The following is a 15,975-nucleotide window of genomic DNA, read 5'->3' as shown; positions in this document are numbered from 1 at the left end:
CACCCCTGTCAGCTGACGAAAGTTCCCGCGATGACCGTCGAGTCGGTTTTCCCGCAGCTCGAAGCCTTGCTCCCGCATGTGCAGAAGCCGATCCAGTACGTGGGCGGCGAGCTCAACTCCACCGTCAAGAGCTGGGACGAGTGCGACGTCCGCTGGGCGCTCATGTACCCGGACGCGTACGAGGTCGGCCTGCCCAACCAGGGCGTCATGATCCTCTACGAGGTGCTGAACGAGCGGGCGGGCGTCCTCGCCGAGCGCACCTACAGCGTGTGGCCGGACCTGGAGGCGCTGATGCGGGAGCACGGCGTCCCGCAGTTCACGGTGGACAGCCACCGCCCGGTGAAGGCGTTCGACGTGTTCGGCCTGTCCTTCTCCACGGAGCTGGGCTACACCAACATGCTCACCGCCCTCGACCTGGCCGGGATCCCGCTGGAGGCCCGCGACCGCACGGTCGACGACCCGATCGTGGTGGCCGGCGGCCACGCGGCCTTCAACCCGGAGCCGATCGCCGACTTCATCGACTGCGCGGTCATCGGCGACGGCGAGCAGGCGGTCCTGGAGATCACCGAGATCGTCCGCGCCTGGAAGGCCGAGGGGCGCCCCGGCGGCCGCGCGGAGGTGCTGCTGCGCCTGGCGAGGACCGGCGGGGTCTACGTCCCCGGCTTCTACGACGTCGAGTACCTCCCCGACGGCCGGATCGCCCGCATCGTGCCCAACCGCTCCGGTGTGCCCTGGCGGGTGTCCAAGCACACCGTGATGGACCTGGACGAGTGGCCCTACCCCAAGCAGCCGCTGGTCCCGCTCGCCGAGACGGTGCACGAGCGCATGTCGGTGGAGATCTTCCGCGGCTGCACCCGCGGCTGCCGCTTCTGCCAGGCCGGCATGATCACCCGCCCGGTGCGCGAGCGCTCCATCACCGGCATCGGCGAGATGGTCGAGAAGGGCCTGAAGGCGACCGGCTTCGAGGAGGTCGGGCTGCTCTCCCTGTCCTCCGCGGACCACAGCGAGATCGGTGACATCGCCAAGGGCCTGGCCGACCGCTACACGGACGACAAGATCGGCCTGTCCCTGCCCTCCACCCGCGTGGACGCCTTCAACGTCGACCTGGCCGACGAGCTGACGCGCAACGGCCGCCGCTCCGGTCTGACCTTCGCCCCCGAGGGCGGCTCCGAGCGGATGCGCAAGGTCATCAACAAGATGGTCTCCGAGGACGACCTGATCCGCACCGTCGCCACCGCGTACGGCAACGGCTGGCGCCAGGTCAAGCTGTACTTCATGTGCGGCCTGCCCACCGAGACCGACGAGGACGTGCTCCAGATCGCCGACATGGCGACCCATGTCATCGCCAAGGGCCGCGAGGTCTCCGGCTCGGGCGACATCCGCTGCACGGTCTCCATCGGCGGGTTCGTGCCCAAGCCGCACACCCCCTTCCAGTGGGCGCCGCAGCTGAGCGCCGAGGAGACCGACGCCCGCCTCCAGAAGCTCCGGGACAAGATCCGCGGCGACAAGAAGTACGGCCGCTCCATCGGCTTCCGCTACCACGACGGCAAGCCCGGCATCATCGAGGGCCTGCTCTCCCGCGGCGACCGCCGCACCGGCGCGGTGATCCGCGCGGTCTACGAGGACGGCGGCCGCTTCGACGGCTGGCGCGAGCACTTCTCCTACGACCGCTGGATGAACTGCGCCGCCAAGGCCCTGGCCCCCTACGGCGTCGACGTCGACTGGTACACCACCCGCGAGCGCTCCTACGAGGAGGTCCTGCCCTGGGACCACCTCGACTCCGGGCTCGACAAGGACTGGCTCTGGGAGGACTGGCAGGACGCCCTCGACGAGACCGAGGTCGAGGACTGCCGCTGGACGCCCTGCTTCGACTGCGGGGTGTGCCCGGCGATGGACACCAGCATCCAGATCGGCCCGACGGGCAAGAAGCTGCTGCCGCTGACGGTGAAGCAGCCCGCGGGCAGCGGGCACGCGCACTGAGCAGCCGCCTGCACCGAGCCGCCGGGCGGCCGGGCGGGATGTGACGGGAGCGGGCCGGGACACCACGAGGGTGGCGTCCCGGCCCGCTCCCGTCGTCGGGCGGCGCTCTGGGCTCTGGGCCCGGCTTCCGCGCCTCCTCGTCGGCAGGGACGCCGGGGAGCCCCGGCCGGTGGCCCGGCGGGAACCCGGGACGGCCGGGACGCGTACTCTAGACAGAAGGAACGGGCCCGAGACGCCCCCGCGCGCGGGAGGCGGTCCGGACCGGCCGGCACCGGCAGGACGCCGGCCGGAAGGCTCCCCGGCCGGGGAGCGCGCCCGGTACCGCCCGCCGTACACAAGGAGAAGTTCCCCTGGGCAAGCGACAGCCCGAAGGCCCGCCGCCCGCACCCACGGTGCAGCGCATCCGACTGCGCTACACCAAGCGTGGCCGCCTCCGGTTCACCAGCCACCGTGACTTCCAGCGCGCCTTCGAGCGCGCGCTGCGCCGCGCCGAGGTGCCGATGGCGTACTCGGCGGGGTTCACTCCGCACCCCAAGGTGTCCTACGCCAACGCCGCGCCCACCGGCACGGCCAGCGAGGCGGAGTTTCTGGAGATCGCGCTCACCGCGCCCCGTGACCCGGAGCGGCTGCGCGGTCTCCTCGACGAGTCGATGCCCACCGGACTCGACATCGTCGACGCGGTCGAGGCCCGTACCCCGGGACTCGCCGACCGGCTGACGGCCTCCGTCTGGGAACTGCGCCTGGACGGCGTGGACCCGGCCGAGGCGGACCGGGCGGTCGCGGCCTTCGACGGCGCCGAGACCGTCGAGGTGCAGCGCCAGACCAAGAACGGCGTCCGCACGTTCGACGCCCGCTCCGCGGTCGTGCGTCTGGCCCGCGTGGAAACGCCTGGTGCGGCGGCCGATAGGCCGAGCGACCGGCCCTGTGCGATACTGCGGCTGGTTGTTCGGCACGTGACGCCTGCCGTACGACCCGACGACGTCCTGTCCGGTCTCCGCGCCGTGGCCGACCTGGCGCCGCCGGTCCCCGCAGCGGTGACCAGGCTGGCGCAGGGGCTGCTCGATGAAGAGACCGGCACGGTGACCGACCCGCTCGCGCCCGACCGCGAGGCAGACCCGGCCGCCCCGGCCGCTTCAGAAGGGGCCGCCGGAGCCGCCGCCGCGAAGGTGCCTGCTTAGGGAAGGTTCCGTAGGGACGGACGTCGAAAGCGCCGCCCTCGTACTCGGGAGCCACCTGGGTCGGGCAGCGCACCGACCACAAGACTTTCGCCAGGCCGTACGCGACAAGGCGTACGGAACCGGCGAGACAGGACACAGAGAGCTCCCGTGCGGCGCCCGCGCCCCGGACGGCGGCCATCGCGCAACCGCGAGGCCGCGGACGTCAGCGGTGTCCGATCGACGCGATCGGACACCGGACCAGCGCGGCGCCCGGGAGCCTGACGGGAGATTCGCCCGCATGCTCGAACCGACCGAGCCCACCCAGGGTTCCGAAGAACTGAACACCCCCAGCGACACGCTGCCGCCGCGCCGTCGGCGCCGCGCCGCGTCGCGTCCGGCGGGCCCGCCCGGCGCCGCCGAGGCGCCGGCCGAGGTCACCGCTCCGGCCGTACCGGCTGCGTCCGCCGAGGACATCGCGGACGCCGAGGCCACCGAGGACACCGAGGACGCCGTGGACACGGCCGCCGGGACCCCGGCCGCCGAGGAGCCCGCCGCCCCCGCGCGCCGCACCCGCCGCCGGGCCTCCGCGCCCTCCGGGACACCGAAGACCACCGAGGCCCCGGCCGCCGAGACCGTCGTCCCGGCGACCGCCGCCGAGGAGACCGGGACGGTGGACGAGACGTCCGCCGGGACCGTCGAGAGCGGCGAGGCCGCCGCTCCGCGCCGTACCCGCCGCCGCGCCACGCGCAGCGTGTCCGCGCCCACCGGTGGCGCCGACGAGGCCGCCGAGAGCGGTGCCGTGAGCGGTACGCAGGAGTCGGCCGCGCCCGTGGAGGCCGCCGCCGAGGCGCCCGCGCCCGTCCGCCGGACCCGCCGCCGCGCGTCCGCCGCCGCCGGTGCGCCGCAGGCCGCCGAGACCGCCGCGCCCGCCGCTCCCGCGGAGCAGCCCGCCGCAGTCGAGGCCGCCGAGGAGCCCGCGCCGCCGCGTGCCCGTCGCCGTGCCACGCGCAAGGTGTCGGCGCCCGCCGCCGAGGCAGCCGTGCAGACGGCTGCCGAGGTCCCGGCCGCCGAGGAGCCCGCTCCCGCTGCCGAGGCCGCGGAAGAGCCCGCGCCGCCGCGTGCCCGTCGCCGTGCCACCCGCAAGGTGTCGGCGCCCGCCGCCGAGGCGGCCGAGGCCCCGGTCGCGGAGGAGCCCGCTCCCGCCGCGGAGGTCGCGGAAGAGCCCGCGCCGCGTGCCCGTCGCCGGGCCACCCGCAAGGGTGCGGCGTCCGCCGCCGAGGTGGGCGAGCCCGCCGCCGCGGCTCCCGCCGCCGAGCCCGCGCCCGCCGCCGAGGAGGCCGCGCCGCGCCGTGGCCGCCGCCGGGTGGAGCGGCGCGCCGCGACCGGGTTCTCCGAGCCCGCCGCGCGCTCCGGCGCCGGGGACGACGCGCCGCGCAAGCCCGCGCGGCCCGCCGTCGCGGTCTTCCAGCCGCCCGTCTTCGCCGAGCCGAAGTTCCAGTTCCAGACCCCGCAGCGGGCCGCCGCCGAGGCGGCCGCCGAGGCCGCGCACGAGGAGGAGCCCGACGGGACCGAGGCCCCCGCGGCGGAGCAGGCCGCGCGGACCGAGCCGGCCGAGCAGCCCGGAGCGCGGCGCCGCCGCCGTCGCCGGGGCGCCGCCGACGAGGAGCCCGAGGCCCGTACCGCCGAGGACGCCGTCGAGGCGCCCGCCGCCCCCGCCGCCGACGACGAGGCGGAGGACACCGAAGACGCCGAGGACACCGCGGCCGCCGAGGATCTCGCGGACGGCGACGACGGCGAGGAGTCCGGCTCGCGGCGGCGCCGCCGCCGCGGGGGCCGTCGCCGTCGCCGCGGCGAGGCCGCCGAGCACGGTGACGAGGAGCCGGAGGAGAGCGGCGAACTCGCCGCCGCGCAGGCCGCGCAGGACGTCGAGGACACCGCCGAGCAGGTCGAGGAGGACGCCGAGGACGCGTCCGAGGAGAGCGACGAGGGCGAGGAGCACGCGGGCGCCGCGGGCGGCAACAGCAGCAGCCGCCGCCGTCGCCGCAGGCGTCGCCGGGCCGGGGACGGCGGCCAGGACGGCGAGCCGTCCGCCGACGACCCCGAGCGCACCGTCGTCAAGGTCCGCGAGCCGCGCGGCAAGAAGGACGAGCGGCCCGGCGGCGGCAGCGACGAGGTCCAGTCCATCAAGGGCTCGACCCGCCTGGAGGCGAAGAAGCAGCGCCGCCGCGAGGGCCGCGAGCAGGGCCGCCGCCGTGTGCCGATCATCACCGAGGCCGAGTTCCTGGCCCGCCGCGAGGCCGTCGAGCGCGTGATGGTGGTCCGGCAGAACGGCGACCGCACGCAGATCGGCGTCCTCGAGGACGACGTGCTCGTCGAGCACTACGTCAACAAGGAGCAGGCCGTCTCGTACGTCGGCAATGTCTACCTCGGCAAGGTGCAGAACGTCCTGCCGTCGATGGAGGCCGCCTTCATCGACATCGGCAAGGGCCGCAACGCCGTGCTGTACGCGGGCGAGGTCAACTTCGAGGCGCTCGGCATGGGCAACGGTCCGCGCCGCATCGAGTCCGCCCTGAAGTCCGGGCAGTCCGTCCTCGTCCAGGTCACCAAGGACCCGATCGGACACAAGGGCGCCCGCCTGACCAGCCAGGTCTCCCTGCCGGGCCGCTACCTCGTGTACGTCCCCGAGGGCTCGATGACCGGCATCAGCCGCAAGCTGCCCGACACCGAGCGGGCCCGGCTGAAGACCATCCTCAAGAAGATCGTCCCCGACGACGCGGGCGTCATCGTGCGCACCGCCGCCGAGGGCGCGAGCGAGGAGGAGCTGCGCCGCGACGTCGAGCGGCTCCAGGCGCAGTGGGAGGACATCCGCAAGAAGGCGAAGAACGGCAACTCCAGCGCGCCGACCCTGCTGTACGGCGAGCCGGACATGACCGTCCGCGTGGTGCGCGACATCTTCAACGAGGACTTCTCCAAGGTCATCGTCAGCGGTGACGAGGCGTGGGAGACCATCCACGGCTATGTCGCGCACGTCGCCCCGGACCTCGCCCCGCGTCTGTCGCGCTGGACGAGCGAGGTCGACGTCTTCGCCACGTACCGGATCGACGAGCAGCTCGCCAAGGCGCTGGACCGCAAGGTCTGGCTGCCCAGCGGCGGTTCGCTGGTGATCGACCGGACCGAGGCGATGGTCGTGGTCGACGTCAACACCGGCAAGTTCACCGGCCAGGGCGGCAACCTGGAGGAGACGGTCACCAGGAACAACCTGGAGGCGGCCGAGGAGATCGTGCGCCAGCTCAGGCTGCGCGACCTCGGCGGCATCATCGTGATCGACTTCATCGACATGGTCCTGGAGTCCAACCGCGACCTGGTGCTGCGCCGGCTGCTGGAGTGCCTGGGCCGCGACCGCACCAAGCACCAGGTGGCCGAGGTGACCTCGCTGGGCCTGGTGCAGATGACCCGCAAGCGGGTGGGCCAGGGTCTGCTGGAGTCCTTCTCCGAGACCTGCGTCCACTGCAACGGCCGCGGTGTCATCGTGCACATGGAGCAGCCCACGGCCGCCGGGGGCGGCGGCAAGCGCCGCAAGCGCGCCCGCGCCGGTGCCGAGCAGCCGCACGAGCACGAGCACGAGACCGCGGCGGTCCAGGCCGCCGTGCCCACCGCCGAGGAGGAGGCGGAGGCCGAGGCCGACGTCGTCGTCGAGGCGCAGGCCGAGCCGGTCGAGGTGCCCGCGTTCGAGCTGTCCCCGGACGAGGAGCTGTACAGCTCCGTCGCCGAGGCGGAGGCCGCCGCGTCCCGTGGCCGCGGCCGTCGCCGGGCGAGCCGGCGGGCGTCCGCCCCGGCGGGTGCGCCGAAGGCGGCGGCGGACGGCGCGGCCCCGGCCGCTCCCGAGGTGCCGACCGCCCAGCAGGTGACCGCGGAGCAGGAGGCCGGGCGCCCGGTGCGTCCGGAGCCCGCCGCCGCGGCGCAGGCCGAGCCGGTGGCCGCCGAGGACCCGGTGGTCCCGGCCGCCGAGCCCGAGGCGCCGGTGGCCGAGGAGGCCGCGCCGAAGGGCCGTACCCGGCGCCGCGCGACCCGCAGGGCGTCGGCTCCGGCCGGTTCCCCGGCGGGAGCCGAGACGGCCGTGGTGACGGTCGCGGAGACCGCGTCCGAGCCGCGGCCGGTCCCGGCCGAGGAGGCCGCCCCGGCGGCTGCTCCGGCCGAGGCCGAGGCGCCCGCGGAGGAGGCCGCTCCGGCCCGTCCGCGCCGCCGTGCGGTGCGCAAGGCCACCGCGCCGACCGCGTCCGAGGAGGCGGCCGTCATGGTCGTCCCGTCGGGCCAGGCCGGTGCGGAGGAGCCCGCGGCGGCCGCGGAGACCGAAGCGGCCGGGGAGGCCCCGGCCAAGAAGACGGTCCGCAAGGCCGCCAAGAAGGCCACGGCGAAGAAGGCCGCGACCAAGAAGACGGCGGCCAAGAAGACCGTCGCGAAGAAGGCGACGGCCAAGAAGGCGACGAAGACCGCCAAGACGGCCGGCGCCGCGAAGAAGTCGGCGGCGAAGAAGACCGCGGCGGCGTCCCCGGCCTCCGCCGCGGCCGACGAGAGCTGATCCGCATCCGCGGGACGGTCCTGGTACGTGTACCAGGACCGTCCCGCGGGCCGGTCGCGGCCGCCGCCGTGACCGGCCGCCCTTGCGCGGGCCCGGCCTGGTTTGACCCCTTCGGCCACGGCCCGTAACCTTGACCGTCGACGTGCCGACTGAGCACGTCACATCCCCGTAAACCTCTTCCTCCCGGTCACTGGGTTGGCCGGGAGAGGTCCGCCCGTCGCCGGGCGGCTGGCCTGCGGGGGTGCCGTTTCCCGAGCGAGAGAGTGAGATCCGCGTGTACGCCATCGTGCGCAGCGGTGGTCGCCAGCACAAGGTTGCTGTCGGCGACATCGTTGAGGTTGACAAGATTTCCACTGCCCAGGTTGGCGACACGGTCGAGCTCTCGACCCTGCTCGTTGTCGACGGCGACGCTGTGACCAGCGACCCGTGGGTGCTGGCCGGCATCAAGGTCCAGGCCGAGGTCGTGGACCACCACAAGGGGCAGAAGATCGACATTCTGCGCTACAAGAACAAGACCGGCTACCGCCGTCGTCAGGGCCACCGCCAGCAGTACACGGCGATCAAGGTCACTGAGATCCCCGCGGCTGCGAAGTAAGGGACTGAGGAGACATGGCACACAAGAAGGGCGCATCGTCCACCCGGAACGGTCGCGACTCGAATGCCCAGCGGCTCGGCGTGAAGCGCTTCGGCGGTCAGGTCGTGAACGCCGGTGAGATCATCATCCGCCAGCGCGGCACCCACTTCCACCCCGGCGCGGGCGTCGGCCGTGGCGGCGACGACACGCTGTTCGCGCTCCAGCCCGGCGCGGTGGAGTTCGGCACCCACCGTGGCCGCAAGGTCGTGAACATCGTCCCGGTCGCCTGACCGGAGGCTTTCGCGAGGCGGACCTCACTTCCCGGTCGGGAAGGCGGGTCCGCCTTTCGCGTGTTACCCAAGAGATATTCCCGTAGTTTCTGGAGGCACCAACATGACCACCTTCGTGGACCGCGTCGAACTGCATGTCGCCGCGGGTAACGGGGGCCACGGCTGTGCCTCCGTGCACCGTGAGAAGTTCAAGCCGCTGGGCGGCCCGGACGGCGGCACCGGCGGACGCGGCGGGGACGTGATCCTCACCGTCGACCAGTCCGTCACCACGCTGCTCGAATACCACCACTCGCCGCACCGCAAGGCCACCAACGGCAAGCCCGGCGAGGGCGGCAACCGGTCCGGCAAGGACGGCGAGGACCTGGTGCTGCCGGTGCCGGACGGCACGGTCGTGCTGGACCGGGCGGGCAACGTGCTGGCAGACCTGATCGGCCACGGCACCTCCTACGTCGCCGCGCAGGGCGGCCGGGGCGGTCTGGGCAACGCGGCGCTGGCCTCGGCCCGCCGCAAGGCGCCCGGCTTCGCGCTGCTCGGCGAGCCCGGTGACCTCGGGGACATCGTCCTGGAGCTGAAGACCGTCGCCGACGTGGCGCTGGTGGGCTACCCGAGCGCCGGCAAGTCGTCGCTGATCTCCGTGCTCAGCGCCGCCAAGCCGAAGATCGCCGACTACCCGTTCACCACCCTGGTGCCCAACCTCGGTGTGGTGACGGCGGGTTCGACCGTGTACACCGTCGCCGACGTGCCCGGTCTCATCCCCGGCGCCAGCCAGGGCAAGGGGCTGGGCCTGGAGTTCCTGCGGCACGTGGAGCGGTGCAGCGTCCTCGTGCACGTACTGGACACCGCGACCCTGGAGTCGGACCGCGACCCGGTCTCCGACCTCGACATCATCGAGGAGGAGCTGCGCCAGTACGGCGGCCTGGGCAACCGGCCGCGCATGGTCGTCCTCAACAAGATCGACGTACCCGACGGCAAGGACCTCGCCGAGATGGTCCGGCCCGACCTGGAGGCGCGCGGCTACCGCGTCTTCGAGGTGTCGGCGGTGGCGCACACCGGTCTGAAGGAGCTGTCGTACGCCCTGGCCGAACTGGTCGCCACGGCGCGGGCCGCCCGGCCGAAGGAGGAGGCGACGCGCGTCGTCATCCGGCCCAAGGCCGTCGACGAGGCCGGTTTCACGGTCACCCGCGAGGACGAGGGCCTGTTCCGCGTGCGCGGCGAGAAGCCCGAACGCTGGGTGCGGCAGACCGACTTCAACAACGACGAGGCCGTGGGCTACCTCGCCGACCGGCTCAACCGGCTCGGTGTCGAGGAGCAGTTGCTGAAGGCGGGCGCCCGCTCCGGCGACGGCGTCGCCATCGGCCCCGAGGACAACGCGGTCGTCTTCGACTGGGAGCCGTCCGTGATGGCGGGTGCCGAGATGCTCGGCCGCCGCGGCGAGGACCACCGCTTCGAGGCGCCCCGCCCGGCCGCCCAGCGCCGTCGCGACCGGCAGGCCGAGCGCGACGAGACCGAGCAGGAGTACGACGACTTCGAGCCGTTCTGACCGGCACGGCTGCGCGTCCGGAAGCCCCGGTGGCTTCCGGACGCGGCTGGTGTCCGCGCGGTTCCACGCTGTGATTTATGTCAACACTCGTGACCGATCGGCCCGGTATGTCGCCTTTGCTGACGGTTGCGGTTGTGGCACGGCCATGGGGACGTGGGGTAAACACACTGCATACTTGTCTCGCCGTGTTTTTACCGGATCACCTAGTGGGAGCGTGCCGTTCACCCAGCCGTTCCCGTCGGAGGAGCTCCCGCAGTGCGAAACCCTGAAGCCTCCCGGTTGGTTGGCGTATACCGCCGCGCGGTGCCGGTCGGCGCTCGGCGAGTGATCGCCGAACATGTGGGGACCGACTTCCGCGAGCAGCTGAAGTCGGGGATCGCCGCCGCGGCCGAGGTGCGCAACCAGGTCAAGCGTGTCCGGGTGGTACGCCGTCACCGCGCGCTGCTGGCGCGGCACGACCGGACCGTCGTCAGCGTGGACGGGACGCCGCGCATAGCGCATGTCGTCCCCGACATCACCCCGCTCCAGGCGCGCCGGGCCAACCTCGACGAGGTGATGGCCGCGCTGCGCGGGGCGGGCGTCGACCACTTCTGCGTGCGCTCGGACTCCGAGACCTCCGCGGCCGTCGCGGTACGCCGCGAGGACCGCGAGCGCGTGCTCACCGCGCTGCGCCAGGCCTGCCGGATCAGGCCCGGTTACGTGGTGCCGGTACGGGGCCGCCAGCCCCAGGAGGAGTCCGCGCTGCCCGGCTACGGCGCGGGCCCGTGGAAGCGGGTCGCCGGTGCCGACGTGCTGCGCTGCACCTGGTACCTCACCGACCAGACCGGCCGTCTGGTGCTGGGCCTGCGCTACGGCTGCGACATCGAGTTCTGGCGCCAGGAGGGCGGCGAACTGGTCTCCCCCCGGCGCAACGTTGTCGCCGAGGCCGTACCGGTGGCCGAGCCGCTGGTGGAGGCCGACGAGAGCCTGTTCACCGAACTCGCGCCGCTGCCCGCCGAGCAGGAGCAGGAGCCGGTACGGGTGCCGACCCGGCCGGCCTTCGCCGCGGTCGCCGTGGGCAGCCGCACCTTCCCCGTCGACGTGGTCTACACCTGGGTGGACGGCTCCGACCCGGACTGGCTGCGCCAGCGGGCCGCCTTCTCCGACCGGCCCTACCACGAGGAGGCCGCCAACGCGGCGCGCTACCTCAGCCGCGACGAACTGCGCTACTCACTGCGCTCCCTGCACCTCTACGCGCCCTGGGTCCGCAACATCTACCTGGTGACCGCCGACCAGACCCCGGAGTGGCTGAACACCGACCACCCCCGTATCAAGGTCGTCAGCCACAAGGAGATCTTCAAGGACCCGGCCGCGCTGCCGACGTTCAACTCGCACGCGATCGAGAGCCAGCTGCACCACATCGACGGGCTCTCCGCGCACTTCCTGTACTTCAACGACGACGTCATGCTCGGCCGGGAGGTGCTCCCGCAGCACTTCTTCCTGCCCAACGGCCTCGGCAAGTTCTACCTCTCGCCCGCCCTGGTGCCCTTCGGCGAGTCCTCCGCCGAGGACCCGCCGGTGGCGGCGGCCGGCAAGAACAACCGCAGGCTGATCGTCGAGCGCTTCGGCGACAACATCTTCCGCAAGATGAAGCATGTGCCGCACGCGCTGCACCGTGACGTCCTCGACGAGATCGAGCGGGAGTTCCCCGAGGAGCACCGGCGCACCGCCGCCAGCCGCTTCCGCAGCGTCGACGACATTTCCGTCGCCTCGTCCCTGCACCACTACTACGCGTTCCACACCCAGCGTTCCTTCTCCGGCGAAGGGCTCGTGTACCGCTACTGCGACGTGGGCAGACCCGGGGTCGAGCGCGTGCTCGGCCGACTGCTCGCCCAGCGTGACGCGCACGTCTTCTGCCTGAACGACACGACCTCCACGGAAGCCGAACTGGGCCGCCAGCAGGCCCTGATGAGCCGCTTCCTGGACGAGTACTTCCCGTACCCCAGCCCCTACGAGCGTGGTGCAGACAACCGATGAGACAACTCCCTACCCCGCACAAGGTGATGCGCAAGGGGTACGACGTGGTGCGCTCGGCACGGTCGCGACTGGACAGTCTCGTCCTGGTCCCGCCGAGCGCCGACGACTGGCCGCGCGTCACCGCCGAGCATCTCTCCCTGCTCGACGGCCGGACGCTGAACTTCTGCGTCCGGGTGCCCGGCGAGGTGACCGCCTCGTCCGCCTCCCTGCTGCTGGGCGGCTCCTCGTCCCCGGTGGTCGTCCCGCTGACACTCGTCCAGCGCGGTGACGGCCAGGTCGAGGCCCAGGGCACGGCCGTCCTCGACCTGCTGGAGGCCGACGCCGACACCCACCCGCCGGTGCCCGCCGGAATGCGCAGGTTCCTGCTGGGCTCGGGCCAGTGGCGGCTGTCCGTCGTCTTCACCGACCCCGCGGGCACCGAGCGCCGCTTCGCTCTCGCCAAGGCACCCCGGCTGATGGCCGACGGCCCCACCGTCCCCGAGCCGGTGCGCCCGGACGGCACCTACTGCCGGCTCATCGCCTCCGGCACCGGCCGCGCGTACGTGTCCGTGGGCCGCGACGACGCCGAGGCGGAGATCCTCTCCGTGAAGATCGGCTGGTCCGAGGTGACGCTGGAGGGCCGGCTCGTCAACGCGTCGGCCGGGGAGTGCACCGGTGACGTCGAACTCGTCCGCCGCAGCGGCAAGGCGGCCCGCACCGTCCCGGTGACCTGGCACGGCGACGTCTTCACCTGCGCGCTGCGGGTGGCCGACTTCGGCGACCTCGGCACCAAGGAGCAGATCTTCGACGTACGGCTCCAGCGCCCGCGCCGCCGCGCGCTGAAGATCTCCCGGCAGCGCACCGACGTGCGCAGCCCCCGGGACGTCTTCCGGATGCCGCACCGCCTGCTGACCGCCGACGACGACTCCGTGCTCAGGATCAACCCGTACTACACGCCCATCGGCAGTCTCGCCTTCCGAGCGGCCCACCTCCCCACTGGATGTTGACACCAATGAAGATCACGTTTCTGCTCACCTGGGGCGACGAGATGGGCGGCACGGAGCAGGCCGTCTACACCCAGGCGACGCATCTGGCGCCCCGGCACACCGTCGAGGTGCTCAGCGTCTTCAAGACCCGCGAGAGCCCCTTCTTCTCCGTGGACGAGCGGGTCCCGGTGCGCTACCTCGTGGACCGCACGGGCAAGACGGAACGTCCGGTGCGCGAGAGCGACATCGGCGCCGAGGAGTGCCGCCGGCTGGCCGGGCTGCCCAGCGACCTGATCAGCTCCAAGTGGGAGGCGACCTTCGACGCCCTCTCCGACGTCGAGATGAACCGCGCCCTGCGCACCCTCGACACCGACATCCTCATCACCACCTCCCCGGCGCTGATGTCCGCCGTCGCCGACCTGGTGCCCTCCCGGGTGATCACCATCCACCAGGAGCACCGGCCCTCGCAGCTGCGCGGCGGCACCGGCGAACCGCTGCTGCTGCGGGCCCCGGAGATCGACGCCCTGGTCGTGCTCACCGAGCGCACCAAGCAGTGGCTGGAGGAGTCGCTCGGCAAGGCCGCACCGCGCCTGGCGGCCATCCCCAACGCCATCCCCGAGGGCTTCCGGCCGCGCTCCAGCCTCACCGGCAAGAGCATCGTGATGCCGCGCCGGCTCGTGCCCGACAAGCAGGTCGACCACGCCATCCAGGCCTTCGCCAAGGCACTGCCCGAGCACCCCGGCTGGCGGCTGCGCGTCTTCGGCGACGGACCGCAGATGTCCCGGCTGCGCAACCTCGTCCAGGGCCTCGGCCTGCACGACGCCGTGGAGATACTCGGCCCGAGCCAGCACATGACCGAGGAGTGGGCCAAGGCCAGCCTCACCATGCTGCCCTCGCAGGACGGCGAGGCGTTCCCGCTGGTGCTCCTGGAGGCGTTCGCCGCCGGTGTCCCGGCGGTCGCGTACGACATCGTCACCGGGCCCGCCGAGATCATCCGGCACGGCGTGGACGGGCTGCTCGTCGCGCCCAACGACATCGAGGGCCTGGCCGAGTCCATCTCCCGGCTGATGGGCGACGAGGAACTGCTGCGCTCCTACGGGGAGAACGCGCACGAGGGTTCCGCGCGCTTCGCCGCCGACGTGATCGTCAAGCAGTGGGAGGAGCTGTTCACCGAGCTGCTCTACCGCCGCGACGACCCGCAGCGCATGGCGCAGCGCGCCGACCGCATGGCCCACCGGGTGGCGCACGGCGGCGCGGGCCGCTTCCACGCCGCGGTCGCCGCGGACCGCACGGCGCCCTCCTCGGGCGACCAGCGCGCCCGCGAGCTGATGATCGGCGCCGCCAACCGCGCCCTGGTCCGCGCCAGCGGCCGGCTCTCCGAGGTCCACGACGACCTCCAGGGCACCGACATAGTGCAGCGGAACTTCGAGACGGTCGTCGCCGCGCTGGAGAAGCACGACATCCCCTTCGTGCTGCTGCGCGACCGCGAGGACTCCCCGCGCCGGCGCCTGGCCGTGGACACCGTCCACCAGACGGCGGTCCGCAAGGCGCTGGCCACCGACTACGAGGGCAAGGCGGTCTACGCCGAACTCCTCAAGCCCCGTACGCACGCGCCCGGTGTGCTGCTCGCCGAGCGGCTGGAGGGCGCCGGAGAGGTCGCCGGACTGCGGGTCTTCCGTCCCGTGGTGACCTCCAGCCGCACACTGCGCTTCGGCCCCGCCTACGGCTGCGACGTGGAGTTCTGGCGGCAGGTGCCCGAGGAGGAGGGCGGCGACGGCCAGTACGTCACGCCGCTGCGCGCCAGCGCCGTCGGTCCCAAGCTGCCGACGCTGACCGCCGACGCCCGGCTGCGGGTGCGCGACCGCGAGTACCCGACGCTGGAGCCGTTCACCAAGAAGCTGGTCAGCGACATCACCTTCCCGGTGGACGTCGTCTACACCTGGGTCGACGACGCGGACCCGAGCTGGCAGGAGCGGCGGACGCGGCGGCGCGCGGAACTCGGCTTCGCCGCCGAGACCGCGGGTTCCGGTGACGAGGCGGCGCGGTTCCGCAACCGCGACGAACTGCGCTACTCGCTGCGCTCGCTGGCGATGTTCGCGCCCTGGGTGCGCAAGGTCTACCTGGTCACCGACGACCAGACCCCGCAGTGGCTGAACACCGAGCACCCGGACATCGAGGTGGTGTCGCACCGCGACATCTTCACCGACCCGTCCTGCCTGCCGACGTTCAACTCGCACGCCATCGAGAGCCAGCTGCACCACATCGACGGCCTGTCCGAGCACTTCCTGTACATGAACGACGACGTGTTCATCGGCAGGCCGCTCACCGCGCAGAAGTTCTTCCAGCCCAACGGCACCAGCCGCTTCTACTGGACCCCGACGACCGTGCCGATCGGCGAACCGGCCGAGACGGACGAGGGCTACTTCGCCGCCGCGAAGAACAACCGCAAGCTGCTGGAGGAGCGCTTCGGGGTGACCGTGGCGAACAGCTTCGCGCACGCCCCGCACCCGCTGCGCAGGAGCGTCCTGGACAGCATCGAGGAGGACTTCCCGGAGAGCGTGGCCCGCACCGCCGCCAACCCGATGCGCGGCTGGCAGGACATCTCGATGGTCTCCTCGCTGCACCACCACTACGGCTATCTGACGGGCAGCGCGGTGCCCAGCAGCATCCGCTGCGCCTACATCGACGTCGGCACCTACTCCCGGCACCCGGAGCTGACGCGGCTGCTCGCGATCCGCGGGCACGACGTGTTCTGCCTGGGCGAGTCGCAGGACGCCGAGGTCCCGGACCAGGAGCAGGCCCGCATCATAGGCTCGTTCCTGCGCGCCTACTTCCCGGTGAAGAGCCCGTACGAGCGCTGATCCGGCGGGACGC

General features: G+C 72.9%; 9 protein-coding genes. All 9 read left to right on the top strand.

Features of this window, described 5'->3' with window-relative positions:
- Positions 1–30 precede the first annotated feature (30 nt).
- Positions 31–1,980, top strand: coding sequence for a TIGR03960 family B12-binding radical SAM protein (locus B086_RS0133505; RefSeq protein ID WP_018570811.1), 1,950 nt, complete (start codon positions 31–33; stop codon positions 1,978–1,980).
- A 392-nt stretch (positions 1,981–2,372) separates the two neighbouring features.
- Entirely contained in the window at positions 2,373–3,158 is a 786-nt protein-coding gene (locus B086_RS0133500; protein ID WP_018570810.1) for a TIGR03936 family radical SAM-associated protein, read from the top strand.
- A gap of 277 nt (positions 3,159–3,435) precedes the next feature.
- Entirely contained in the window at positions 3,436–7,716 is a 4,281-nt protein-coding gene (locus B086_RS0133495) for an Rne/Rng family ribonuclease (RefSeq protein WP_018570809.1), read from the top strand.
- 274 nt (positions 7,717–7,990) lie between these two features.
- Positions 7,991–8,311 carry a 50S ribosomal protein L21 gene (gene rplU / locus B086_RS0133490; protein WP_007449531.1) on the top strand — a complete coding sequence of 107 codons (321 nt, stop codon included), beginning with the start codon at positions 7,991–7,993 and terminating at the stop codon, positions 8,309–8,311.
- 14 nt (positions 8,312–8,325) lie between these two features.
- Complete coding sequence (gene rpmA / locus B086_RS0133485) at positions 8,326–8,580, top strand: 50S ribosomal protein L27 (protein ID WP_018570808.1); 255 nt, start codon at positions 8,326–8,328, stop codon at positions 8,578–8,580.
- A 103-nt stretch (positions 8,581–8,683) separates the two neighbouring features.
- The gene (gene obgE, locus B086_RS0133480; RefSeq protein WP_018570807.1) at positions 8,684–10,120 is read left to right on the top strand and encodes a GTPase ObgE; all 1,437 of its coding nucleotides are present in this window, start codon (positions 8,684–8,686) and stop codon (positions 10,118–10,120) included.
- Positions 10,121–10,375: 255 nt separating this feature from the next.
- Positions 10,376–12,136: a stealth conserved region 3 domain-containing protein gene (locus B086_RS0133475; protein ID WP_026253036.1), complete on the top strand. Its 1,761-nt coding sequence runs from the start codon at positions 10,376–10,378 to the stop codon at positions 12,134–12,136.
- Positions 12,133–13,122 carry a hypothetical protein gene (locus tag B086_RS0133470; RefSeq protein ID WP_086024342.1) on the top strand — a complete coding sequence of 330 codons (990 nt, stop codon included), beginning with the start codon at positions 12,133–12,135 and terminating at the stop codon, positions 13,120–13,122. Before B086_RS0133475 ends, B086_RS0133470 begins: the two co-directional genes overlap by 4 nt.
- Positions 13,123–13,127: 5 nt before the next feature.
- Positions 13,128–15,962: a stealth conserved region 3 domain-containing protein gene (locus tag B086_RS0133465; protein ID WP_018570804.1), complete on the top strand. Its 2,835-nt coding sequence runs from the start codon at positions 13,128–13,130 to the stop codon at positions 15,960–15,962.
- Positions 15,963–15,975: the final 13 nt, after the last annotated feature.

This window comes from Streptomyces sp. PsTaAH-124, assembly GCF_000373685.1.
In the GTDB taxonomy this organism is placed as follows: domain Bacteria; phylum Actinomycetota; class Actinomycetes; order Streptomycetales; family Streptomycetaceae; genus Streptomyces; species Streptomyces andamanensis.
The sequence above is the reverse complement of the archived record's forward strand: the minus strand, read 5'-3'. Positions and strand labels throughout refer to the sequence as shown.